The 23,200-nt window shown below is 62.0% G+C and carries 20 protein-coding genes; 6 read left to right on the top strand and 14 right to left on the bottom strand.

Annotated features, from left to right (window positions below):
• From ABIB44_RS17885 to ABIB44_RS17870, 4 genes are all read right to left on the bottom strand, one after another.
• Entirely contained in the window at window positions 1–858 is an 858-nt protein-coding gene (locus ABIB44_RS17885; RefSeq protein WP_354586040.1) for a hypothetical protein, read from the bottom strand.
• 139 nt (window positions 859–997) lie between these two features.
• Entirely contained in the window at window positions 998–2,272 is a 1,275-nt protein-coding gene (locus ABIB44_RS17880; protein WP_354586039.1) for a hypothetical protein, read from the bottom strand.
• Between the two features lie 175 nt (window positions 2,273–2,447).
• Window positions 2,448–3,992 (bottom strand): SusD/RagB family nutrient-binding outer membrane lipoprotein, encoded by a 1,545-nt coding sequence (locus ABIB44_RS17875; RefSeq protein WP_354586038.1) that lies wholly within the window; start codon window positions 3,990–3,992, stop codon window positions 2,448–2,450.
• 143 nt (window positions 3,993–4,135) lie between these two features.
• Window positions 4,136–7,267, bottom strand: coding sequence for a SusC/RagA family TonB-linked outer membrane protein (locus ABIB44_RS17870; protein ID WP_354586037.1), 3,132 nt, complete (start codon window positions 7,265–7,267; stop codon window positions 4,136–4,138).
• A 482-nt stretch (window positions 7,268–7,749) separates the two neighbouring features.
• On the opposite strand from ABIB44_RS17870, the gene nagB reads away from it, so the two are divergent.
• From nagB to ABIB44_RS17840, 6 genes are all read left to right on the top strand, one after another.
• Window positions 7,750–9,687, top strand: coding sequence for a glucosamine-6-phosphate deaminase (gene nagB / locus ABIB44_RS17865; protein WP_354586036.1), 1,938 nt, complete (start codon window positions 7,750–7,752; stop codon window positions 9,685–9,687).
• Window positions 9,688–9,776: 89 nt separating this feature from the next.
• On the top strand, window positions 9,777–10,988 hold the full coding sequence (locus tag ABIB44_RS17860) for an anhydro-N-acetylmuramic acid kinase (RefSeq protein WP_354586035.1): 1,212 nt from the start codon (window positions 9,777–9,779) through the stop codon (window positions 10,986–10,988).
• Between the two features lie 82 nt (window positions 10,989–11,070).
• Window positions 11,071–12,252 (top strand): acyltransferase family protein, encoded by a 1,182-nt coding sequence (locus tag ABIB44_RS17855; protein WP_354586034.1) that lies wholly within the window; start codon window positions 11,071–11,073, stop codon window positions 12,250–12,252.
• 123 nt (window positions 12,253–12,375) lie between these two features.
• Window positions 12,376–12,531: a hypothetical protein gene (locus ABIB44_RS17850; RefSeq protein WP_354586033.1), complete on the top strand. Its 156-nt coding sequence runs from the start codon at window positions 12,376–12,378 to the stop codon at window positions 12,529–12,531.
• Between the two features lie 171 nt (window positions 12,532–12,702).
• Window positions 12,703–13,161 (top strand): hypothetical protein, encoded by a 459-nt coding sequence (locus ABIB44_RS17845; RefSeq protein ID WP_354586032.1) that lies wholly within the window; start codon window positions 12,703–12,705, stop codon window positions 13,159–13,161.
• 20 nt (window positions 13,162–13,181) lie between these two features.
• Window positions 13,182–13,418, top strand: a complete 237-nt coding sequence (locus ABIB44_RS17840; protein ID WP_354586031.1) for a hypothetical protein — start codon at window positions 13,182–13,184, stop codon at window positions 13,416–13,418.
• An 82-nt stretch (window positions 13,419–13,500) separates the two neighbouring features.
• On the opposite strand, the gene ABIB44_RS17835 is transcribed toward ABIB44_RS17840, so the two are convergent.
• The 10 genes from ABIB44_RS17835 to ABIB44_RS17790 all read right to left on the bottom strand — a co-directional run bounded on the left by ABIB44_RS17835 (window position 13,501) and on the right by ABIB44_RS17790 (window position 23,123).
• Window positions 13,501–13,800 (bottom strand): hypothetical protein, encoded by a 300-nt coding sequence (locus ABIB44_RS17835; RefSeq protein WP_354586030.1) that lies wholly within the window; start codon window positions 13,798–13,800, stop codon window positions 13,501–13,503.
• 86 nt (window positions 13,801–13,886) lie between these two features.
• Window positions 13,887–14,648: an SDR family NAD(P)-dependent oxidoreductase gene (locus ABIB44_RS17830; RefSeq protein WP_354586029.1), complete on the bottom strand. Its 762-nt coding sequence runs from the start codon at window positions 14,646–14,648 to the stop codon at window positions 13,887–13,889.
• 76 nt (window positions 14,649–14,724) lie between these two features.
• Window positions 14,725–15,141, bottom strand: a complete 417-nt coding sequence (locus tag ABIB44_RS17825; protein WP_354586028.1) for a helix-turn-helix domain-containing protein — start codon at window positions 15,139–15,141, stop codon at window positions 14,725–14,727.
• A gap of 248 nt (window positions 15,142–15,389) precedes the next feature.
• A complete protein-coding gene (locus tag ABIB44_RS17820) occupies window positions 15,390–15,971 on the bottom strand; it encodes an OmpA family protein (RefSeq protein WP_354586027.1) in 582 nt (193 codons plus the stop codon).
• 341 nt (window positions 15,972–16,312) lie between these two features.
• Window positions 16,313–17,284 carry a deoxyhypusine synthase family protein gene (locus ABIB44_RS17815; protein ID WP_354586026.1) on the bottom strand — a complete coding sequence of 324 codons (972 nt, stop codon included), beginning with the start codon at window positions 17,282–17,284 and terminating at the stop codon, window positions 16,313–16,315.
• A 123-nt stretch (window positions 17,285–17,407) separates the two neighbouring features.
• The gene (locus ABIB44_RS17810; RefSeq protein ID WP_354586025.1) at window positions 17,408–17,605 is read right to left on the bottom strand and encodes a type II toxin-antitoxin system HicA family toxin; all 198 of its coding nucleotides are present in this window, start codon (window positions 17,603–17,605) and stop codon (window positions 17,408–17,410) included.
• Complete coding sequence (locus ABIB44_RS17805; RefSeq protein WP_354586024.1) at window positions 17,606–17,827, bottom strand: type II toxin-antitoxin system HicB family antitoxin; 222 nt, start codon at window positions 17,825–17,827, stop codon at window positions 17,606–17,608. It lies immediately after the preceding gene.
• A 22-nt stretch (window positions 17,828–17,849) separates the two neighbouring features.
• Window positions 17,850–18,392 (bottom strand): ATP-dependent protease subunit HslV, encoded by a 543-nt coding sequence (gene hslV / locus ABIB44_RS17800; RefSeq protein WP_345059245.1) that lies wholly within the window; start codon window positions 18,390–18,392, stop codon window positions 17,850–17,852.
• Window positions 18,393–18,577: 185 nt separating this feature from the next.
• Window positions 18,578–21,175, bottom strand: a complete 2,598-nt coding sequence (locus ABIB44_RS17795; RefSeq protein ID WP_354586023.1) for a TonB-dependent receptor — start codon at window positions 21,173–21,175, stop codon at window positions 18,578–18,580.
• A gap of 151 nt (window positions 21,176–21,326) precedes the next feature.
• Window positions 21,327–23,123: a pyruvate dehydrogenase complex dihydrolipoamide acetyltransferase gene (locus ABIB44_RS17790; RefSeq protein ID WP_354586022.1), complete on the bottom strand. Its 1,797-nt coding sequence runs from the start codon at window positions 23,121–23,123 to the stop codon at window positions 21,327–21,329.
• Between the last annotated feature and the right edge of the window lie 77 nt (window positions 23,124–23,200).

Below are 23,200 nucleotides of genomic sequence, written 5' to 3'. Positions count from 1 at the left end.
CTAGTACCGCTCTTCCGTTTTTGCGGGGCTTAACTCCAGCAGGAACTCGCAGCACCGCCGGAAACTAGTGTTTTTACCGTTCGGGCTTTGGCGGGCTACTATGTGGTAGCGCGTGGGTTCATGGGCTTCGAGAAGCCAATTTGCCCCATCGAGTATGCCAATAGGCTGGCAGCCAGGCAGCTGCCAGAAATCAGCTTTAGCCAGCAATTGCCTGAAGTGCCGGACTTGGTCTTGCGTGAGGACTACATGGGGCGCACGCAAAATCTTCAATGGAGATTTTATGAGTTCCAGTAATTCCGTTTCCGTTCTGGCTGCTTCCAGCCGGGCCGTATCGGAGGGTAAAGCGCCTTTACGATATACCCAGGCAATTACTTTGGCAATGTGCTGCTGTTTCTCCAGTTGCTCGGCGGCGGTAGCAGTCCAACCGGGCTGCTTGTTTAGGTATTGCGTTGTGAGCAACCCGCCAACATTGGTTGTTGTTAGGGTGAGCAAAACGGGCGGATGGAAAGACCGGCTCCACAAAAACCGGTAGGTAGAACGTCCCAGAAAATAGTTGGACAGGACTGGCGCGTGGAAGCTAAACAGGTCTTGTGAGGCATATCGCAGTGCGGCCTTGCAGTCCATTGTGTTTTCGTAGGGCACCGCCTCCAGCGAGTCGCGCGGAACAATCCGGTTAGGATTCTCCCCAGCCTCAACCGGGAAATAGCTGGTGGACGAATCACGCGGCACTCCTTGCGGAGTAGATACCGCTTCATTTCCAGGATAAGCAGCGGGCAACGACTGCCTGGGGTTCGAACAGGTCGTTAGTCCCCCAATCAACACAAGAACAGCGGGAAATTTCAGGTAGTGAAACAGCATTATAAACGCAATTTGATTCAAGCAACGCAGCTTTGGTCGATAACTTATATCAGCGGTTAGCCGCACTGGCTCAAAAATAAATCGGGGCACCTTCCGTGCTGGAAAGCGCCCCGAGTCGTTGCGGAGAAGCAGGCTGAAACTACAGCGCCTTCACGTTGAAGCTCACCGTCACGTCCGTGGTCGAGGTGCGGTTGAGGCCCGTTACCTGCACCACGGCGTACTGGTCGAGCCCGCGCAGCTTGAGGATGATGACGTCGCCCACCACGATGTTATCGAGCGTGGTTACCTGGGCGGCGGCGGCCGTGGCGTTGTAGGCCTGCCGGATGCTGGTGAGCGTGGCCGCCGCGTACGCAGCCGTGGTCGAGCGCACCAGCTTGGTACCGGTGCTCAGGGTGCGGAACTGCACGACGTTGGTGGCGGTGCTGCTGATAACCAGGTCTTTGCTGGTGGCCGGGCCGGTGGCGGGCACGGCAGCGAAGGTCGTCAGGTCATAGGCCGCAAGGTCGCCGCCGGTGGTACCGGTGTAGATGAGCGTGCCGGTGCGCACGGCCGCGAAGGGCGTGGCAGCGGCGGGCGTATAAGTAGCGGCGGCGGTAGCGCTGGCGGCCCGGGCGGGCGTGCGCACCTTCACCTCGAAGCGGAAGGTGATGGGCTGGCCCGCGCTGCCAGCCGGCAGCGGAATATCCACGTTGGTAGTGAGTTCGGCCCCACTGGCGGTGAGCTTGGTGCGCACCACGCGGCGCTCGGCGGCAGTGCCAATTTTGGCGTAGGTTACCAGGCTGTCGAGGTCCTTGTACAGAATGCCGGCCGGAATAACGGCAATGCTGGCGGGCGGCAGCGGCGCGGTGCTGATGCCGCCCTTGTTCAGCGTTACGTTGTAGCGGATAATGTCGCCGGGTGCGCCAATGGCCGTGGCGGTGGGCAGCGTTACGTTGGTTGGGCCCGAGTTGATGACAATGGTGGGGGTGGCTTCGGCCAGGCGGAAGAAGAAGCTGCGGGTTTTAGCCAAGCCGTTGTTGCTGTCCACGCGGGCATCCACGCGCACCAGGGCCTTGTTGGTTCCGGCGGGCACGGTGTAGCTCACCACCAGCGTATCCACATTTTTGCGCTTCGAGAAGGCCGGCGCGTACGGAATGGTCTGCACCACGGATGAGTCGCGGGCGGGCTCCACTTTCTGCAGAATCACAATCTGCTTTATCGGGTCGGTTTGCTGCGCAAACTGCAGCTCAAACGTCACCGTTTCGCCGGTGGCATACTTGGTGGCCGTGCCGAAGGAATTGGTCGTGAGCAGCGTCGGAAACTGCGGGCCCGTGCCGGTATAATAGTCGTCGAGCTCTTTTTTGCAGCCGGTAGCCAGCAGGGCCAGGGCCAGGAGCCCACCCCAGAGGGCGCGGGCGGTGGGAATATATTTCATGGGAGGTAAAGTCGGTTGAGGGAATGGATGGAGCATGGCCGGAATGCATTTAGATGCGTCTGTCATCCTGAGCTTGCGAAGGACCTTATCACGACGGCACCGTTTCACATCACGGCAAATTACTCGTCGGTGATAAGGTCCTTCGCGCTGCTCAGGATGGCTAACGTCTACTGCCTCACGGCATGTCAAACCACAGGGGTTTGGTCACGTAGTCCTGGTCCGAGGTGGCCCCTACTTCGGCGTAGTTGGCGGCCACGGCGTTGGGGTTCACGGTAACTTCGGTAGCGCCCGGCAGCAGGCGGCGCGGGTACTTGCCCAGCAGCGGGCCGGTGCCCGACGAATACACCGGGTACTGGAAGTTGACGTAGATGGCGGGGTCGAAATCGAGGCGGCGCAGGTCCGACCACGAGTCCGGGTTCAGGAACATGCCAATGTACTTCTGCTCCATAATCGCGCGCAGCGTGAGGGCCGCCTCGGTCTGGGGCACGGCCGCGCTGGCGACGTACGCCTCAATCTGGGCCGAGGTAATGGCCGGGAACGTCACGGCCGGCGGCGAGAACGTGCCGCCGGCGCTCATTTTACGAATGTGCGCCCGGATGCCTTCCTTCAATGAAGCCAGGGCCGCCGTCTTATTATTGGCCCGGAAGTAAGCCTCGGCCTCAATAAACTTGACCTCGTGGTAGGTAATCACCTCGAAATAGCCCAGGTCGCGGGCGTACCAGCCACCGTAGAAGTCGGTGAGCGTGGAGCCGGGCGTGAGGTTGGCCGTGCTGGCCGTGCCCGCGCCGGGGGCCGCGCCGGTGCTGGTGCTGGGCACCATCACGCCAAAGCGCGGGTCGGTTACCCCGGGAAAGGTGGTGCCGTTGAGGTATTTGATGAGGTTAAGCGAAAACGTAGCCCCGCCGAAGTTGGCCCGCGTCGGGCCGAAGATGCTGGTGGTGTTCGCGAGCGGCGACACGGCTACCTGGTACTGCAGCTGGGCATCATCGGCCGACGACTGAAAGGCCTTGGCGCACAGGGCCAGCACGGCGGCGGGGTCGTAGCTGCTCTTTTTGGTGAGGTGCTGGGCCTGACGGGCCTTCAGGGCGTAGGCCAGGCGCTGCCATTTCACCACGTCGCCCTTGTACAAGATGTCGCCGCTTTCGCTGGGCGAAGTGCTGTAGAGCGGGCGGAAATTGGCGCTGGCCGGCTTCAGCATCTCCACCAAGCCTTCGTCGAGCAGCTGGTTGATGGTGGCATAAATCTGCTGCTGCGAGTCGTACTTGGGCGTGAAGTTGGCCCCGCCCTGGTAGGCTTCCGAGTACGGAATGTTGCCCAGCATGTCGGTAGCGTGGGCCAGAATCAGGGCCTGCATAATCTTGCCCGCGCCCACGTAGTAGGGCGAACCCTCGGCCACGGCCGCCTTCTGCATCACCGGAATATTGCCGCCCGACTGAAAGTACGAGAAGTTAAACGTGTTGGTGCTTTGGGCGTTGGTGAAAAAATACTGGTCGTTGCCGCCGCTGTTGGCCGTGCGGCTCACCACGTACTGCGTGATGAACGGCGTGCGCAGGGCCGTGAACATCTGCGTTTGAATGCCGTTGGAAATAATGCCCGGCAGAATGAAATTCGGCGTGGAGGACACCGGGTTGTTGGGGTTGTTGTTCACGTCGAGAAACTTCTCGCACGCGGTAAGGGCCGGCAGGCTGAGTAAGATGAGACCGAGGATATATCGTTTCATTAGGGGAAGGAGTTTAGTTGTTTGGCCGTCATGCTGAGCGCAGTCGAAGCATCTCTACCGCGCAATGCAATTAGTTACTTGCGCGGTAGAGATGCTTCGACAAGCTCAGCATGACGTTCTATTTCGTTTCATCAACGGTCAGACTAAAAATTGACCCGCAGCGCCATGTCCACGCCGCGCGTGGCGGGCACGTTGCCGTAGTCGAAGCCGTTGGAGCCGCCGCCGCGCACGCCCGCGCCGGCCGCCGCCGTTTCGGGGTCGGCTCCGCTGTAGTTGGTCAGCAGCACCAGGTTGCGGCCGGTCACGCTCAGCTCCACGCCCTTGATGAACTTGGTGGCGCTCAGCAGGCTGGCCGGCACGGCGTAGCTCAGGGCCACGTAGCGCAGGCGGGCCCACGAGCCATCCTCGATGAAGGCTGTGCCCACGGCTCCCAGAATGTTGGTGTAGTAGGTCTGGGTCAGCTCCACGGAGCGGGTGTTGGGGGTGTACGAGCCGTCCGTATTCTTCACCACGCCATCGAACACGACCTGCTTGTAGCGGTCGGCGGTGCGGGGCGAGGTGCCCACGCGGGTCTGGTACCAGTCGTTGCCATTGATGACCACGCCGCCCACCCGGAAATCAAACAGCGAAGTCAGCGACAAGCCTTTGTAGGTGAACGTGTTGGTGAGCTGGGTGGTGAAGCGCGGGGCGCGGTTGCCGGCGTAGGTGAACAGGCTGTTGACGGTGGGGTAGCCCGCCGCGCTCACAATCACCTTCCCGTAATCGGAGCTGCTGGGGTCCGTCACGCGCACGAAGTCGCTGGCCCCCACGCCCGTAATGGCGCGGCCGGGGAAGGCCCCACCCTCGTGCACATCCGTGATAAAGGCGTCGGACTGAAACACGACCGTGAGCGGGAAGGGCAGCTCCTCGACGCGGTTGGTGTTGTGGTAAAAGTTGGCCACAATGTCCCAGTTGAAGTCTTTGCTCTTCACCGGCGAGCCGGTCAGCGACACTTCCTGGCCTTCGTTGGTGACAATGCCGCCGTTGATGTACTGCAGAATGAAGCCGGCCGACTGGCTCACGCGGGGCGCGATAATCTGGTCGGTGGTGCGCGAATAGTAGTAGTTGAAATCCAGGCCGAGGCGGTTTTTCAGGAACTGCAGCGCCACGCCGGCCTCGTAGGTGCGGGTGCGCTCAGGCTTCAGGTTGGGGTTCGAGCCGAAAAAGTCGTTGCGGAAGCCGCCGCCGATGTAGGTGTTCTGCGTCAGGGCCGATTCCACGCGGTAGGGGTTGGTGTCCTTGCCCACCTCGGCAATGGAGCCGCGGATTTTGCCGTAGTTCAGAATATTGCTCTGGTCGAGGCCCAGGGCTTTGGTGAACTCGTAGCCCAGGCCGGCCGAGCCGTACAGAAAGCCCTTGCCGTACACCTTGTTCTGGTCGGGGCGCGGCAGGGTCGACGACTGGTCGTAGCGGCCCTGCAGCTGAATGAACAGCTGGTTGAACAGCGTGCCGTTCAGCTGCGCGAAGTTGCCGATGACGTGGCGGGTGTTGTCGCGCTGCAGCGCGCCGCGGTTCACGGTATTGTTGAGGCCGGTGAAGTTGGGATTCTGGAAAATCAGGCCGATGTAGTCCACCGCCTGGTCCTTGTTCTCCTCAATGGTATTGCCCAGAATCAGCGAGCCCCCAAAATTAGACCCGAAATCGTGCGCGAACGTCGCCAGCGTCGTCGCCGTGAGAGACCGGAACTGGTCCACGGTTTCGGCAATGCCGCCGTTCTGGTTGCCCACCTGCGAGGTGCCCACGGCCCGCACCGACGTGTTGCGCGAGGTGTAGATGTCGGTACCGATATTATGGCTCAGCGTGAGCCAGGGCGCTACTTTGAAGCTCAGCTGGGCGTTGCCGATGAAGCGATTGATGCGCTCGGTCTGGGGGTTGTTGTACACCGTCCAGTACGGGTTGTCGGCGTCGGTATCGGTGCCGTTGCCCAGGGCCAGCAGGCGGCGGCGCGAGCCGTCGGGGTTGAGGTAGTTGCGGGCGTCGTCGCCGCGCGGCCAGTTCAGCAGGCTCAGCATGTAGCCACCCGACGAGCCAAACAGGCCCGGCCCCTGAATGGGCCGCTTGCCGCCCGAAGTCAGGTACTGGGCTGAGCCGGTCACGCTCAGCTTATCGGAGATGGCGGCCGTGCCCGACAGGCGCACCGTGCTTTTATCGTAGGTGCTGTTGGGCACCACGCCCGTCTGCTGCAAGTTAGAAGCCGACACGAAGAAGGAGGCCTTCTCCGAGCCGCCCGACATGTTCAGGAAGTTCTGGTAGGTGTAGCCCTTCTGAAAGAAGTTGCCGATGTTGTCGTACACCGGCTGGCCAGCCCCGAAGCGCGGCCCGAACGACACGCGCGTGGTGCCGTCGAAAATCCCGTTCGAGCCCTGGCCGTACTCGCCCTGCAACTTGGGCAGGCGGTTCACCTCATCCACCGACACCTGGGTGCGGAAGTTGAGCGTAGTCACGCCAGCCACGCCTTTTTTGGTGGTAATCACCACCGCGCCGCTGCTGGCGCGCAGGCCGTAGAGGGCGGCCGCCGCCGGGCCTTTCAGCACCGTGATGCTGGCAATGTCCTCGGGGTTGAGGTCGCCGGCGCGGTTGCTGGCTCCCACCGAGCGGCCCAGCAGGCCGTTGAAGGCCGACCCGCCGCCGGGCGCGGTGCTTTCCTGAAACGAGCCGTTGTCCATAATCATCCCGTCGATGACGAACAGCGGCTGGTTGTTGCCATCGAGCGACGTACCACCCCGAATAACGATGGCCGCGCCCTCGCCCGGTGCCCCACCCGACGAGGTGATGCTCACGCCGGCCACTTTGCCCTGCAGCGCATTCACCACGTTGGTCTGCCGCGAGTCGATGATGTCCTTGCTCTGCACTTCCTGCACGGCCGTTACCAGCGTGCGCTTTTCCTGCTTGATGTTGTAGGCCGTCACCACCACCTCATCGAGGCCAGTCGTGCTTTCCTTGAGCACCACATCAATGGCCCCGCTTTCGCTCACCTTGCGCTCCTGGGCGGCGTAGCCAATAAAGCTGAACACGAGCACCGCGCCCGGCGTGGCCGAAAGCGAATAGCGGCCGTCGGAGCCGGTGGTGCTGCCGTTGGTGGTGCCTTTCACGAGGACTGTCACGCCGGGCAGGGGCGATTGGTCGGTGCCGGAGCTTACTATGCCCGAAACCGGGCGGGCCGTTGTCTGGGCCCAGCCGGGTGGGGCCAGCAGCACGGCCAGCACCAGCAGCAATAGCCAGTAAGGTTTTTTCATGGTGGGAAATAAACTGGTGAGAGAAAATGGAATTAGGGGAGAAATAGCGGGAAGAAGCACGGGCCTCCGGAAATCAAGTACACATCGGAGAAGCGCGGCAATAAGGTGGCAGGAATCCTGTTCCGTGGCGGCAAGGAGGCTTAAACGGCCCGCTGAGGGCCACCCGACGCCCGAAAATCGCCAGAGTAGCACGAGTCGGCGGCCGGGGTAGCGGCGGGGTATCGTGGTAGTTGACACGTCGCGCACTCCAATCAAAAGTGCGAAATATTCAGGCAATATTGACTTAAAATTTCGCAATTGCCCAGGCAGGGCCCAAGGTGGTGAAGCATCGCAAGAAGCATGTCTTTGAGTATAATCGACCCCCTATTTTGTTGCTAGCTGGGCTGAAGCAGTCGGATTTATTTTGATAATCAGCGCAGTTTCGCCACCTTTCGACTCGGCCCACGCGGGCCCGGCGCTGTCCACTTTCGCTATTCGCACCCATGCCTGCTCTACTCGCCACCCTACCCGCCACGGCGGGAGCCCGCCTCCCGGTCCAGCTCTACGCCGATTCGGAAGCGGCCTCGGCAGCCGTCGCAGGCCAGATTGCCGACCTCATCCGCACCCGCGCCGCCGAGGGGCGGCCCTGCGTGCTGGGCCTGGCCACGGGCTCCTCCCCCACGCGGGTTTACGAAGAGCTGGTGCGCCTGCACCGCGAAGACGGCCTGAGCTTCCAGAACGTCATCAGCTTCAACCTCGACGAGTATTACCCCATGGCCCCGGGCTCGCTGCAGAGCTACGTGCGCTTTATGCGCGAGTACCTGTTCGACCACGTCGACATCCGGCCCGAAAACGTGCATATTCCCGACGGCACCGTGCCCGAAGCACAGGTGGCCGCGTTTTGCCAGGGTTACGAAGAGCAGATTCGCGCCGCCGGAGGCATTGATTTGCAACTGCTGGGCATCGGGCGCACGGGCCACATCGGCTTCAACGAGCCGGGCTCGGGGCCAGCCTCACGCACCCGGATGATTACGCTGGACCACGTGACGCGCACCGACGCGGCGGCCGACTTCTACGGCGAGGAAAACGTGCCCCGCCGCGCCCTCACAATGGGCGTGGGTACCATTCTCGAAGCCCGCCGGGTTGTGCTGCTGGCCTGGGGCGAAGGCAAAGCCGCCGTGGTGAAGCGCATGGTGGAAGGCGACGTGACCGACTCGGTACCGGCCACCTACCTGCAGCGCCACCCCGCCGTGCAGGTAGTGCTCGATGAAGCCGCCGGGGCCGAGCTCACGACCCGCAAAACGCCCTGGCTGCGCGGCCTGCCCTGCGACTGGCACAATCCTGCCCTGGTGCGCAAGGCCATCACCGGCCTGGCCCGCACCGTGAGCAAGCCCATCCTGAAGCTGACCGATGAGGACTACAACGAAAACGGCCTGTCGGAGCTGCTGGCCCAGTCGGGCCCGGCCTACGACATCAACATCCGGGTTTTCAACGAGCTCCAGCACACCATCACGGGCTGGCCCGGCGGCAAGCCCCACGCCGACGACACCTACCGCCCCGAGCGCGCCGCCCCGTTTCCGAAGCGCGTGCTCATCTTCTCGCCGCACCCCGATGACGACGTTATTTCGATGGGCGGCACCCTGCTGCGGCTCGTCGACCAGGGCCACGAAGTGCACGTAGCTTACCAGACCTCGGGCAACATCGCCGTGTTTGATGACGAGGCCATTCGCTTCGCCGAGTTCGTGGCCGACTACGACCATGCCTTCCGCCTGCCTTCGGACGAGCCCGCCGGCCACCTCTATCACCGCGTAGCGGAGTTTCTGAAAACCAAGCAGCCCGGTCAGGTCGATAGCGACGAGGTGCAGCAGATTAAGGGACTTATTCGGCGCGGCGAGGCTAAAAGCGCCCTGCGCTACGCCGGCCTCGACCCCGATACCCGCGCCCACTTCCAGGATTTGCCCTTCTACGAAACCGGCCGCGTGCGCAAGAAACCCCTCGGCGACGAGGACCTGCGCCTGACCATGGAGCTGCTCAACCGCATTCAGCCCCACCAGATTTACGCCGCCGGCGACTTGAGCGACCCGCACGGCACCCACCGCGTGTGCCTGGCCGCCATTTTCGAGAGCATCACCCGCCTCAAAGCCTCGGGCACGCCCTGGCTCGACGACTGCTGGGTATGGCTCTACCGCGGGGCCTGGCAGGAGTGGGACGTGGACCAGATTGAAATGGCCGTGCCGCTCTCGCCGCAGGAGCTCACGCGCAAGCGGCGCGCCATCTTCAAGCACCAGAGCCAGAAGGACCGGCCGCTGTTCCCCGGGGCCGACCAGCGTGAGTTCTGGCAGCGCAGCGAGGCCCGCAACCGCACCACGGCCAAGCTCTACGACGAGCTGGGCCTTCCCGAATACGAGGGCATTGAAGCTTTTGTGCGCTGGGAATTTTAGGACCTTGCTTACCCACCGGGGCTATTTTTGGAGCACAAGGCGGCACAAAAATTCTTTGTGCCATTGCAGAAGTTTATCGAAGTTCTAACATGAATTCCTACGTTAGTCGGCTCTGTCAGCTTGCCAGCCAGCCCAGTCGCCGCATCATCGGTCTCATGTCGGGCACTTCGCTCGATGGGCTCGACGTGGCCCTGTGCCGGCTCGAAGGCCACGGGCCGGGCACGCGCCTCACGCTGGAACAGTTTCGTACCGTGCCCTATGAGGAGGAGACCAAGCAGCGCATCCGCGAGGTATTTGCCCGCGACGCGGTAAGCCTGGAGTATCTCACGCTGCTCAACCCCTGGCTGGGCCGGCTGCACGCCCGCGCCGTGCTGGCCTGCCTGGCCGAATGGCAAGTAGCGCCCGCCGAAGTCGACCTTATCGCCAGCCACGGCCAGACCATTTACCACGCCCCGCGCCACCAGCACCAGCGCCCCGATTTCGACCTGAACGCCACCTTGCAAATCGGCGATGGCGACCACATTGCCGTGGCAACCGGCATCATCACGCTCTCCGACTTTCGGCAGAAGCACGTAGCCGCCGGCGGCGAAGGGGCCCCGCTGGCCGCCTACGGCGACTTCCTGCTGCTGAGCAGCCCCGCCGAAGAGCGGCTGCTGCTTAACCTCGGCGGCATTGCCAACTTCACCTACCTGCCCCACGCCAGCGGCGACGCCACCACCGCCTTCAGCACTGATACCGGCCCCGGCAACACCCTGCTTGATGCCACCATTCGCGCCCACCGCCCCGCCCTGGCCTACGACGAGGACGGCCGCCTGGCCCTGGCTGGCCGCGTGCACGCCGGCCTGCTGGCCGAGCTGCTGGCCCACCCCTTCTTCGCCGCGCTCCTGCCCAAAACCACCGGCCCCGAGCTATTTGGCCCCGCGTACCTGGCCGCTGCCCGGCAGCGCAGCGCCACCGAGAACCTGGCACTCGAAGACCTGCTGGCCACCCTGGCCGAGCTCAGTGCCGTGGGCGTGGCGCGGGCGGTGCAGCTGGCCTTCGTTGGCCGGCCCGCGCCGGCGGCGGTATATGCCAGCGGCGGCGGGGCCCACAACCCTGCCCTTATGCAAGCCCTGGCCCGCCACCTACCCGGCACCCGCTTCGCCCGCACCGACGAGCTAGGTGTGCCCGGCGATGCCAAAGAGGCCATCCTGTTCGCCATGCTGGCCAACGAGGCCGTGGCCGGCACGCCAGTGGCCATTGGGGCCGGGCGCCAGCGGGTGCCGCCCGTGAGCATGGGCAAGGTGTCGTTTCCGAGGTGATTTTTTCAGTTAAGAATTAGGAGGTGCTAATCCGCTTGCTCAATAACTCCTAACTTTTAACTCTTAACGCTCCACTCACTCTATGAACACCACCACCCAGGCCGCCCTCGACACCACCGGCACCACGCCACTCATCGAAGCCTCCCAGCCCGGCCGGCTCATCAGCCTCGATGTATTTCGCGGCCTCACCGTGATGGCCATGATTCTGGTGAACAACCCCGGCGACTGGGGCCACATCTACCCCCCACTGGAGCACGCCGAATGGAACGGCTGCACCCCCACCGACCTCATCTTCCCGTTTTTCCTGTTCATCGTGGGCGTGAGCTTGGTGTATGCGCTTGATGGGGTGAAGCGCCGGGGCGGGCCGCAAGGTGCCACGCTGGGCCGCGTGGCGCGCCGCGCAGCCGTGCTGTTTGGGCTGGGGCTCCTGCTGTCGCTCTACCCGAAATTTGATTTTTCGGTGGTGCGCATTATGGGCGTGCTGCAGCGCATCGCGCTGGTGTTTTTTGGGTGCAGCGTCATTTTTTTGAATACCAGCCGGCGCACCCAGCTGTGGCTGGCGGCCGCCTTCCTCATCGGCTACGCGGTACTGATGCAGCTGGTGCCGGTGCCCGGCTTCGGCCCGGCCAACCTGGAGCCCACCACCAACCTGGGGGCCTGGCTCGACCGCCTCGTCTTCAGCGAGCCCCACCTCTGGAAACAAAGCCGCACCTGGGACCCCGAGGGCCTGCTCGGCACCCTGCCCGCGCTGGCCACCGGCCTGCTCGGCGCGCTCACCGCCCAGTGGCTGCGACGGCCCGACCGCGAGCCGGCCGCCAAAGTCGCCTGGCTGTTCATCGCGGGCGGCGGGCTGGCCCTGCTTGGCCTTAGCTGGCACCCGTGGTTTCCCATCAACAAAGCCCTCTGGAGCAGTTCTTACGTGCTGTATACCGGCGGGCTGGCCATGGCGGGGCTGGCCGCCTTGTATTGGATTTGCGATGTGCAGGGCTACCGCGCCTGGACGCGTCCGGCGCTGGTCTACGGCGTCAATGCTATTCTCGTATTCTGCCTGTCGGCGCTGCTCTCGCGCACGTTTGGGCTGTTCAAGCTCGCGCTACCCGGCGGCAAAACCGGCGGGCTGAAGGAGTGGCTTTACGAATGGGGCGTCGCCCCGCATTTTGCCGACCCACGCACGGCCTCGCTGGTGGGGGCCGTCACGCTCATCAGCATCTGGTACTTCATTCTAAGCTGGATGTACAAGAAAGGCGTGGTGCTGAAGGTCTGAGCCCACCCGGCACCGGGCCGGATGGGCCGCGCAGCCGTACCTTTGCGGGGTATTATTCCCGCTATTGTTGCCATGCTCGAGGCGCTGATTGTTATTTTGACCCCGTTGTTTTTCATGCCGCTCATGACGGCATTTATGGCCTACAACCACGGCCGCTCATTCTGGCGCTGGTTTGGCATCGGCTGCTGCCTGCCCTACGTATCGCTGTTCGTCATCATGTTCGTCGTGCACCGCGATAAGAAGCAGCTTAGCACCGCGCCGGCGGCGATGGCAGCCTAATATTCAAAATCAGAACGGCATGCTGAGCGCAGTCGAAGCACCTCTACGGCTTAAACAATCCAATTGCCAGAATTAGTCATGTGGTAGAGCTGCTTCGACCGCACTCAGCATGACAGTCCGTACTCGCTAATACACCCCGAACTTCTGTTCTTTTCACCTCCCCCCTTTTTTATGTACCAAACACTTCTCTATCTGCACTCCTGGTCCCGCTGGTTCGTGCTCATCTTCGGCCTCATTGCCGTGTACCGCGCCTACGTGGGCTGGACCGGCCGTCGCGCGTTCGTGAGTGCCGACAACGGCATGAGCGCTGCTTTTTCGGGCTTCACGTGGCTGCAGGTTATCATCGGCCTGGGTCTGTACTTTGGTCTCAGCCCCTGGGGCCTGAACGCCATGAAGCAGGCCGGAGCCATGCACGACCCCACCAAGCGCTTCTTCGGCATGGAGCACGTGGCCGTGATGATTCTGGCCGCCATTGTAGCGCAGGTGGGCCGCATCGTTGTCAAAAGAACTTCCGACAGCACCCAGAAGCACCGCAAGGCCCTGCTCTATTTTGGCGTGGCCCTGCTACTCATCTTGGTAATGATTCCGTGGGGTCTCTGGAATCCGTACCGGCCGCTGTTTCGTTTCTAATTTTTCCATCCTAAGTTTGAGTGCGCTACGTATCTGCCGTAGCCGCCGGCTATGTTGCCCGCCATCTTTTTGCAGTTCCGCCCGTGACCACCGCGCCGAAACGTACTTACTCTGTTGAAGACTTTTCCGAGTTAATCAACGCCCGTCTGCAACGGCTCGAAAGCACTCAGGAAGCCCGCCAACGCTACGGTGGCCTGCTCGCCGTACTACGCCAGCAGGTCGATTCGTACCGGCAAACCCGGGCGGGCGGCAAATAGCGCTTACCGTTGAAATTCCACCAAAAAAGCCTTCCCGCTAGCTAGCGGGAAGGCTTTTTTAATTTAAGGCGCGGATGTGAATCTAATCCTCGCGGGGCTTAGTCGCTATTTTGCACTGCTTCACTAGCAAGGCATACACACTTTTCGTTGTGCTTTGGATGCTTTCTACCGTGCTTAATTGACTTGTATATTTTTTGGTAGAGTCAGCCATTACCACTTCTACCAGCGAATGAGAAATGCAATTACGCACGACAGTTTCCGTTGCTACTTTCTCCTTTTCAAGGCATTCACAACTCTTTGCCGCTATTTTCGCTTCTAAAGATTGAGCGGCGGCGGCGTGAAACCCAAACGCAAGAAAAGCGGCCATCGGAAAATATTTCATAGGAGCTGGTTGAAACGCTAAGCTACGTAGTGACTAGCTACCCTGGCAACTTTTAGTTGATAGCGTTTTTGTGTCGGCGTTGGCTTCTAGATAAACATGCCGCCCGAAGCTTCCAACCGCTGAGCATTCACCCAGCGCCCTTCCTCGGTGCAGAGGAAGGCTACGACGCCGCCGATGTCATCGGGCTGGCCCGTGCGGCCCAGGGCCGTTTGGGAAGCCACGAAAGCATTGAGCGGAGCATTGTCGCGCACCGCCCCGCCGCCGAAATCGGTTTCAATGGCTCCGGGTGCTACCGTATTGACCGCAATGCCGCGCGCGCCCAACTCCTTGGCCTGGTAGCGGGTCAGCACTTCCATGGCCCCTTTCATGGCGGCGTAGGCCGACGAGCCGGGCAGCGCGAACCGGGCCAGCCCCGACGAGATGTTGATGATGCGCCCGCCGTCGGCCAGCAGCGGCAGGGCCTGCTGGGTGAGGAAGAACGGGCCCTTGAGGTGAATGTTCAGCACCTCGTCGAACTGGGCTTCGGTGGTGTCGGCGAAGGCGGCGTGCAGGCCAGTGCCGGCGTTGTTCACCAGAAAATCGAATTGTCCGGTGCCATAGGTGGACTTCAGCGCGGCTGCCACCTGGCCGTAGAAGGCGGGGAAGCTGGCCACGTTGGCCGCGTCGAGTTGCAGGGCCACGGCCTGCTGGCCCAAGGCCACGATTTCGGCCACTACCGCGTCGGCATCGGCCTGCTGGCGGTGGTAGGTAAGGATAACGTCGATGCCTTTGCGGGCCAGGCTCAGGGCCATATTACGGCCAAGGCCGCGGCTGCCGCCGGTTACGAGGGCTATTTTGGAGGTGCTCATCAGGGCAAGTGGTTGGGGTGAATGATGAGGCAAAGGTCCGGCCCCCGGCCGCCGGGTTTATGGTGAGTAGTTCAGTTTAAATGGTGATAGTTTCCGCCATTTCGGCGCGCTCGGCGGCCCACACCTGCTCGCGGTACTGCCGGGGCGTGCAGCCCTGGAAGCGCTTGAAGAACTTGGTGAAGTTGGACGGGTCGTAGGTGAGGTTGGCGGCGACGGCGGCCACCGAACGGCGCGGGTCGTGCAGCAGCTCGCGGGCTACTTCCAGAATGCGCGCCTCGAAAAAGTAGCACGGCGGATGCCCCGTCGCCAGCTTAATAGTGTTGCTCAGGTGCGTGGGATGGATGCAGAGAATGCCGGCCAGGTCGCGCACTTCGAGCATCTCGGTGGCGCGCCCGGCCACGATATCGGCCAAGTGCCGGTCTACCTCGCGCCGGAAATCGGCGGTGATTTCGTGCTGCCGGGCCAGGAGCTTTTTGGGGATGGGGGTGGGCATGGGAATAGGAGTGGCAGTTAGGGAGCTTTCGCAGTAAGAAACAAGCTTTTTTACATCCCGGTTAATTCCCTCCTGATTCAGCAAACCGCTAGGTTCTCACGAGCCGATTGTGAGCGGGGAGCCATCTGGTCACGTTACGGCGCTGCCGACAGCTACGCGGGCAACCAGCAGCTGAATTATGCTTGGTCCGAAACAGAAACGGCCTCTCAAACAAGTGAGAGGCCGTTTCGGTCTGGCTTGAATTTAGGCTAGCGGGACTTCACCACAATTTCTACGCGCCGGTTTTGCTGGCGGCCCTCCGGAGTGGCGTTCGTCGCCACGGGCTTCCGCTGGCCAAAGCTTTCGGTGGTGACGTCGTTGGCGGATATTTTACCGGTTTTTGTCAGGTAGCTTTTCACCGATTCGGCGCGTTCGCGGCCCAGTTCCCGGTTGTAGCTGGCCGAAGCCGTCGAATCGGTGAAACCCATTACCATGATTTCCTTGCCGGCGTAGCGCTGGTTGATGGACGCCATAATTTCATCCAGCGACGCAGCCGCCTGTGGCTTAATGGCCGCCTTATCGACGTCGAAAAGCACGGCTTCATCCACGGAATACACCTGATAGTCGGCGTCGCCGCGCACCGTGGTAGTGGTGGTTTTGATTTCCGGTAACGTCACCGTCGGGAGCATTGTCCGAGTCGTATCAAAGTATTCACGGTCGGTTCGGTACACCACGGCCGTATCGGCCGTCGCTTCCGAAGGCTCGTTCATGGTCTGGGGCTTTTTGAGATTGTCGCAGCCAGTAAAAGCCACGGTGGCTACGGCGAAGGCGGAAAGAAGGAGCGTTTTCATAGAGGTCGTTTTGGTGTCAGAATAAGAATGCCAGCAGTTGCTTTACGCACGTTTACCAAGCATTGTTGAACCCAGCCATTTCGGCGGCACGTGCGGCAGTGCCCGATACGCCCGCCTGTACAACCGCTAAACCAATGTTCCTCGGCGCATTTAAGCGCAGTCTTCCCTCAAACGCTGGGGTGGCTTTGACCAGCCAGAAACCCGCCGCTTCGGCGTGCCCGGCTGTTCTGGCTGGTGCCTTTCCCGGGCTTTTACCCGGGTGTCGCAAAACCGACTTTTGCCCACATGCAAAAGCCGGCCGCTGATGGGCGGCCGGCTTTTGCATGTGGGCATGAGCAACACTATTGCCCCAGCACAATCGCGAAAATCAGCGGGGCCACGATGGTGGCGTCCGATTCGATGATGAATTTGGGGGTGTCCTGGCCCAGCTTGCCCCAGGTGATTTTCTCATTCGGCACCGCGCCCGAGTAGCTGCCGTAGCTGGTGGTCGAGTCCGAAATCTGGCAGAAGTAGCCCCAAAGCGGCACGCTGGTGCGGCCCAGGTCCTGGTGCAGCATGGGTACCACGCAGATGGGGAAGTCGCCGGCAATGCCGCCGCCAATCTGGAAGAAGCCCACCGGGCTCGCGTCGGTGGCCTGCTTGGTATACCACTCGGCCAGGAAAATCATGTACTCGATGCCCGTGCGCACAGTGTGCACGTTTTTGATGTCACCCGAGATAACGTGGCCAGCGAAGATGTTGCCGAGCGTGGAATCTTCCCAGCCGGGGCAGATGATGGGCAGGTTTTTCTCGGCCGCGGCCAGCATCCAGCTGTGCTTGGGGTCAATCTGATAGTACTGCTCCAGCTCGCCCGACTTCAGAATCTGATAGAAAAACTCGTGGGGGAAGTACTGCTCGCCGGCCTTGTCGGCCTTCTCCCAGAACTTCAGCACCGAGTGCTCGAGGCGGCGCATGGCCTCTTCCTCGGGGATGCAGGTATCGGTCACGCGGTTCATGTGGCGTTCCAGCAGGGCCTGCTCGTCGGCGGGCGTAAGGTCGCGGTAGTTGGGCACGCGCTCATAGAAGTCGTGGGCTACCAGGTTGAAGATATCTTCCTCCAGGTTAGCACCGGTGCAACTGATAATCTGCACTTTGTCCTGCCGGATGAGCTCGGCCAGTTGAATACCCATTTCGGCGGTGCTCATGGCTCCGGCCAGGGTAATCATCATTTTGCCCCCCTCGGCGAGGTGCTTGTTGTAGCCATCGGCGGCGTCGATGAGAGCGGCCGCGTTGAAGTGGCGGTAATGGTGGCGGAGGAATTCGGTTACTTGCATTGATTGGGGGGGGAATTGTCGTTCTGAGCGCAGCGAAGAATCTTATCACGTCCGCGCTGCCACGGGTTACTATATCCAACGAAAGCAGCCGTGATAAGATGCTTCCTTCGTCAGCATGACGAATTAGTTGACGTTGGCCGGCACTGGAATTTCCAGGTCGCGGCAGATTTTCAGGGCCGTCGGGCCTTTTACTTCATTGTGGCGCGGCACGGCCGAAACCGTGCGCCGGGCAGGGTTGAAGAATACGAAATGGCTGCCACGCTCCCGCTTCAATACGCAGCCGTGCTGTTCGAGATGCCGCACCAGGTCGCGCCGCTTCATTTAGGCGGCGGCCAGCTGAATATTCTCCCGGATAACGACGCGGCCCGCCTGCTGCTCTTCGGCCAACTCGCGGCGAACGTCGAGCACCAGCTCCAGGGCTTCGCGCAGGTTTTCGCGGGCTTCTTCCAGCGTTTCGCCCTGCGTATTCACCCCGGGGATTTCTTCCACGTAAGCAGCATATCCGCCTTCGGCAACGGGCTCGAAGACAGCGGTGAATTTCACAAAGGCTTCCATTGACAATAGCTTAAGAAGGCGACTCAATCATCAGATTATGATTGGTATAGATGCAGATGTCGGCCGCGATGTGCAGGCCTTCCTCCACCATCTGGCGGGCGGTGAGGTGCGGCGCGTGCTTTTTCAGGGCCAGGGCGGCGGCCTGCGCGTACATCGCGCCAGAGCCGATGGCGGCCACGTCGGAATCGGGTTCCAGGACATCGCCGGTGCCGCTGAGGATGAGCAGCTCGTCCTTATCAGCCACCACCATCATGGCTTCGAGCTTGCGCAGGTACTGGTCTTTGCGCCAGTCTTTGGCCAGCTCGATGGCGGCGCGCTTCAGGTTGCCGCCGTAGCTGGTGAGCTTCTCCTCGAAGCGGTCGAGCAGCATGAAGGCGTCGGCGGTGGAGCCGGCAAAGCCGGTCACGACCTTGCCATCGAGCAGCTTGCGGATTTTGCGGACGTTGTTCTTGGCCACGTGCTTGTCCATGGTGGCCTGCCCGTCGGCCCCAACGGCGATTTCGCCGTTGTGCCGAATGCCGAGCACGGTAGTAGAGCGGATTTTTGCTTGCATAAGGCCGCAAAAATACGACGCCCGCGCCGGGTGGCAGCGGGGAGCACACAGAACGAAAAAAGAACGTCACGCTGAACGCAGTGAAGCATCTCTACCGTGCAACTAATCAATTTTAGTATTGCACGCGAGATGCTTCGACTTCGCTCAGCATGACGTTCTTTCGGTGATTATCAAACCCGCTGCCCCTACTGCTTGCTTACCCGAAACTGCAGCTTGGCGAATACGAAGCGGCCGTTGCTGCCCATTTGCACGGCGTCCCAGGCACCGCCGTTTTCGGTGGCCTGCGGGTTGAAAAAGGTGGGGTACACGTTGAAAAGGTTCGATGAGCCCACCGACAAACGCAGCTGGTTGGTGAGGGCGTACGACAGGGCCACGTCGGTAGTGAGGTGGTCGCGGTAGGGGTTCGGGTCGCCGTTGTAGTCGTAGAGCAGCACGTGGCCGAACTGCACCAGCCGCACCAGCGCGCCAAAGCGGCCCACGTTGTAATCAAACGTCAGGTTCACTTTATAGGGCGGGGCGGAGGCTTTCACGAAGGCCTGCTCACGCTGGCCGAAGAAGGTCTCCTCCTTGCCGGCCAGCAGCTTGGTGGTCTTGGCATCGCCCACGATGAGCAGGCGGTTCACGTTGGCCGCCAGCGTGGTGGTGAGGCGGCCCGGCCCCACCGTGATGGTGTTGGCCAGCACGGCATCGAGGCCCCAGGTATCGGTCGAAACGGCGTTGGCGAAAAACTGGGCCTGGCCCACGTTCAGGTTTTGCAGAATGGGCCCGATTTCGGGGTCGTCATCCGCAAACGTGCCGGTGAGCACAATCCGGTCCTTGATGTGAATGTAGTAGCCATCCACAGTGAAGCTCAGCACCGAGCCGGCGCGGCCCGTGAAGCCCACGCTGGCCGACTGCGACCGCTCCTGCGTGAGGGCCGGAATGCCCAGCGCCCGCGACACCGGCCCATTGTTGCGGTCGAGCAGAATATCCACCGGCTTTCCGCCCACCACGTTGGTAAACACGGTGTTAAAGTTAATCTGCGCCAGCGAAGGGGCCCGGAAGCCAGTGCTCACGGTGCCGCGCAGCGAGAAGCTCTCGCTCAGCTTGAGGCGCGTGGCCAGCTTGCCGGTCACGCTGCTGCCGAAGTCGGAGTAGTTCTCGAAGCGCACCGCCCCGGCCAGCAGAAAGGCTTTGGTCACGTCCAGCTCGGCATCGGCGTACACGCCCACGTTGCTGCGGTTGGCCTTCAACTCGTTGCGCGGCTGAAAGCCGGGGAAACCCTGCGAACCCCCGGCCCGGTCGTTCAGTGCGCCGGGGTACTTGCGGTACGACCCTTCCTCGCCGGCAAACAGCGAGTACCACTCGCGGCGGTATTCGCTGCCAATGGCCAGGTTCAGGCCCTGGAGCACGGTTTTGTAGTTGCGGCTCAGGTTCAGGTTCACCACGTTCTGCTGCAGCTGGAAGCCGCCGGCATCGAACGCGGTAGGCGAGGCCGCGCCCAGCGTGGCGTTCAGCGTATTGGTCACGCCGTAGTGGAAGCGGTTCGAACCGAAGCCTTCGCTCAAATCCACGTCGAAGCCGCCGAAGTTGCCGCGCAGGCCCACCGCGCCGTGAGCATCGGTGAGGTCGCTGGTGATGATGGGGTCGAAGCCGTTGGGGTAAAGCGTAGGGTTGCTGCGCGGGTTCGGGATGGGATTCCCGTTGTCGTCGGTCGAGGTCGGGAAGCGGGTGTAGGCGTAGGCCTCGCCCTTGCGCAGGTTCACGCCGCCGAAAGCGTAGGCGTAGAGGTTCTCGTTGATGGGCAGTTTGCTATTGAGGTAGGCCGACAGGTTGCGGGCCTTCGGGTCGCCGTACTCGCGGCGCTGAATGCCGTCGGGGGCCGGCACGTTGGCGCGCTGGGTGTGCTGGCGCTGGTTGTAGTCGAGGGTGGCGTTCACGAAGCCGCCGGTGCCCACGCCCACCCCGTAATTGAGGTTGGCGTTGAGATTACCACCATCAAAAGACTTGTCGTCGAAGCGATACTTGGCGGTGTAGGCGCCGTAGTTGGCGTTGGCCGTCAGCTCGTTCACGCTGGTTTTCAGCACGATATTGATGACGCCCGCAATGGCGTCGGAGCCGTACTGGGCCGAGGCCCCGTCGCGCAGAATCTCAATCCGCTCGATGCTGGCGGCCGGAATCGTGTTCAAATCGGTGCCGGTGTTGCCCCGGCCGCGGCTGCCAAACAGGTTCACCAGCGCCGACTGGTGCCAGCGCTTGCCGTTCACGAGCACCAGGGTCTGGTCGGGGCCGAGGCCGCGCAGGCTGGCGGGGTCCACGTGGTCGGCACCGTCGGCCCCGGTCTGGCGGTTCGAGTTGAAGGACGGGGCCACGAACTGCAGCAGCTGGTTCACGTCGAGCTGGCCGGTTTTGGCCGTCACCTCGCGCACGTCGATGATGTCGACCGGTGAGGGCGAGTCGGTGACGGAACGGTTCTGGCTGCGCGAGCCCACCACCTGCACGTCGTTCAGGCTGGTGCTGCTTTCGGCCAGCGTCACGGTCAGGCCGCTGGTGCCGGCCACCTCCTGGGTGGCATAGCCCAACGAGCTGATAACCAGCTTCGGCGCGGCTGTACGGGCCCGCAGCGTGAAGCGGCCGTTGGCATCGGTGGAGGTACCGTTGTTGGTGCCCTTCTCCACGATGGTCGCCCCGATAACGGGCCGCCCGGCGGGGTCGTTTATCTGGCCGGTGAGGGTGGTATTGGCCTGGCCCCAGGCGGCGGTACTGGCCAGGCAGATGAGGGGGAGTAGATGGGTTGCTTTCATAAAAAGGCGAGCAAGTGAAGAATGAAGCAGTTATATTTTTTCAATCAGATATTATTGAAGAAATATATTTTGCTGCCTGCAAGCTAGTGCATCGCGCATAAAAAAAACCAGCCTTGCGGGGCTGGTTTTTTTATTTCGGTTTTTAGTCGCCTCAAATCATCAAACGCATCGGGTCTTCGAGCAGGCTTTTCAGCGTTTGCAGGAAGGCCGCGCCGGTGGCACCGTCCACCACGCGGTGGTCGCAGCTCAGCGTCACCTTCATGATGTTACCGATGGCCAGCGCGCCGTCCTTCACGATGGCGGTTTGCTTGATGCCGCCCACGGCTAGGATGCAGGCATCGGGCGGGTTGATGATGGCCGTGAACTCATCGATGCCGAACATGCCCAGGTTCGAGATGGTGAAAGTGCTGCCCTCCCACTCGGCCGGCTGCAGCTTCTTGGTTTTGGCTTTGCCGGCCAGCTCCTTCACCTCGGTGGCGATGGCAGCGAGGCCTTTCTGGTCGGCGTTGCGCACCACGGGTACCAGCAATCCTTCGTCCACGGCCACGGCCACGCCGATGTTAATAACCTTATTCTGGCGAATACGGTCGCCGAGCCACGAGGAATTTACGGCCGGATGCGAGCGCAGGGCCACGGCCGCCGACTTCAGCACCAGGTCGTTGAAGCTTAGCTTTACCGGCGACAGCTCGTTGAGCTTCACGCGGGCTTCCATGGCTTTGTCCATGTTGATTTCCATCGTGAGATAGAAATGCGGGGCCGTGAACAGGCTTTCCGACAGGCGCTTGGCAATCACCTTACGCATCTGCGACACGGGCGTGTCGGTGTAGGTATCTGGTGCTTGGTTGTTGGTGCTTGGTGCTGGGGCGGCAGATGCAGCCTGTGGCGCCGGAGCGGCCGCCTGCGGCGCGGCGGCCGGGGCCGGAGCAGCCACAGCAGCAGCTTGCGGAGCGGGAGCAGCAGCGGTTGCAGCGCCGGGCTGGAAGTTTTCCACGTCGCGTTGCACGATGCGGCCATTATCGCCGCTGCCCACTACTTGGGCCAGGTTGATGCCTTTTTCCTTGGCAATGCTCTTAGCCAGCGGCGAGGCCAAGATGCGGCCAGTGCTGGCCGGGGCCACCTCGGCGGGGGCCGGAGCAGCCGCGGGGACTGGAGCAGCCGCCGGAGCCGGAGCCACAGGAGCAGCTTCAGCCGCCGGCGCGGCAGCAGCGGCCGCTTCGGCCGGCGCAGCGGCCGGAGCCGGAGCGGCACCGCCACCGAGCAGGGCCTGAACATCAGCGCCTTCTTCGCCGATGATGGCCAGGATGCCATCGACGGCCACGGCTTCGCCGGCTTTGGGGCCGGTGTAGAGCAGGGTGCCATCTTCGTAGTTTTCGAGCTCCATGGTGGCTTTGTCGGTTTCCACTTCGGCCAGAATATCGCCCGATTTCACCTTGTCGCCCACGTTTTTCAGCCAGGCGGCAATGGTGCCTTCGGTCATCGTGTCGCTCATTTTGGGCATGCGCACCACGGTAGCTTTCTTGCCATTGGCGGGCGCGGCCGAAGCGGCGGGGGCCGGGGCTGGCGTGGCAGGCGCAGGGGCAGCTTTTGGCGCTTCGGCTACGGGCGCGGCGGGAGTTGGCGCGGGAGCCGGAGTTGCAGCCGGCGCAGGGGCCGCAGCAGCCGGAGCCGCGCCGCCGCTCTGGCCGTTCAGCAGGCCGGAAATGTCTTCACCTTCCTTGCCCACAATGGCCAGAATACCATCAACCGGCACGGAGTCTTTCTCCTTGGGACCGATGTAGAGCAGGATGCCATCTTCGTAGTTTTCGAGCTCCATGGTGGCCTTATCGGTTTCCACTTCGGCCAGAATATCGCCGGATTTAACTTTATCACCCACTTTCTTGAGCCAGGCCGCGATGGTCCCTTCGGTCATCGTGTCGCTCATTTTGGGCATTTTTATAATTTCGGCCATCGGATTGTCGCGTCTTGGATTGAGGAGGCCAAAATTAGCCCGAAAAGTTTGGGGGGCAATGTGGCAAGTGGGAGAAT

Origin of the sequence: Hymenobacter sp. UYCo722 (genome assembly GCF_040547115.1) — a bacterium.
GTDB lineage: Bacteria > Bacteroidota > Bacteroidia > Cytophagales > Hymenobacteraceae > Hymenobacter.
Note: the sequence above shows the minus strand (reverse complement) of the source record. Positions and strands in the feature narration are given on the sequence as shown.